The 1,193-nt window shown below is 47.0% G+C and carries 2 protein-coding genes; both read left to right on the forward strand.

Annotated elements, in window-relative coordinates:
- Nucleotides 1-107 precede the first annotated feature (107 nt).
- Nucleotides 108-605 (forward strand): hypothetical protein, encoded by a 498-nt coding sequence (locus R8269_RS25245; RefSeq protein ID WP_005478146.1) that lies wholly within the window; start codon nt 108-110, stop codon nt 603-605.
- 89 nt (nt 606-694) lie between these two features.
- On the forward strand, nt 695-1,193 hold a 499-nt coding region (locus R8269_RS25250), incomplete at its 3' end, for an ATP-binding cassette domain-containing protein (protein ID WP_318222913.1).

Consider the following 1,193-nt stretch of genomic DNA (forward strand, 5'->3'; position numbering starts at 1 on the left):
GTTTAATCGCACACTTTATGACCATTAAAATGAAAACAATACGCACTTGCAATTAATAATCAATTTCATTTAATATCTTCAGCAAATCAACTTTTGTGGAGATGGACATGAATATTGAGCAATGCTGGATGCGCTATTTGAAAGCGGAGCAATTGATGGAGCAAGGCCATTGGCCAGAAGCTCATCGCTTATACGAAGATGTGCTCAATCACTTGCCTAGCCATATCCATAAGGCGCTAGAGCATGACCTTACCAAGCCTTGCCAATTTGTGTGTCTGGTCAGCGGATTACGCGATGCGAGCGTGGCGCAATCGGAGATCCTCAACAAATTGGGATTACAGCGCGACGCATTTTCGGCTCTCAACCAAACTTATGCGCTGTTCCAATTTTTGCAGCTTGAAAGCCATGAGCTGATTGAGCGTGTTGGCCACCTACTCGGTCAGCAAAGTGAGGACTTACTTGCGCACATGGCCGCATTTTGCTCTGCGCAGCGCAATGCTCAATGGATGATAGAGCTGGACCATGTCACTCGCGCCCATGAACAGTTTTTGCATTTACAGGCGATGAGCTCAGCAGAAGCGGTTGCTCCCCACCTCTACAACTAATGAGTACCAGAGCAATGGAAAGCAGCAGGATTTCAGCGCCATCACCATTGCTCTAGGTTTATTTGCTATATCAAACACAAGGATACGTGATGTCTTCTCAAACCATTCTTTCGGTGAACAACTTGTCTGTCAGCTTTACGACAAACGATGGGATCGTCGATGCAGTAAAGAATGTTAGCTTCGAGCTACAAGCGGGTGAAACGCTGTCTATCGTCGGCGAATCTGGTTCCGGCAAATCAGTTTCCACCAACGCTTTAATGAAGCTGCTACCAGACAACGCCATTGTCCATCCAGACTCGTCAATCATGTTTGAAGGCGAATCCATTCTGGACAAAACTGAGCGACAAATGCAGCGCATTCGCGGCGATCGCATCGGGATGATATTCCAAGAGCCGATGACTTCACTGAATCCGTACATGCGGGTCGGTATTCAAGTGGCGGAAGCCATGATGTGTCATCGCTCCGTCAATCAGCGCAAAGCCAAAGAACGTGTGCTTGAACTGTTTGATTTGGTTCATTTGCGGAACCCGCAACAAGCCTATGATAAGTATCCACATGAGTTTTCTGGTGGTCAGTTACAGCGCATCA

The sequence above is a fragment of the Vibrio sp. Vb0667 genome, assembly GCF_033391095.1.

What these genes read in the sequence shown, in the direction of transcription:
- R8269_RS25245 (WP_005478146.1), top strand. Translation starts at nt 108, where the DNA reads ATGAATATTGAGCAATGCTGGATGCGCTATTTGAAAGCGGAGCAATTG.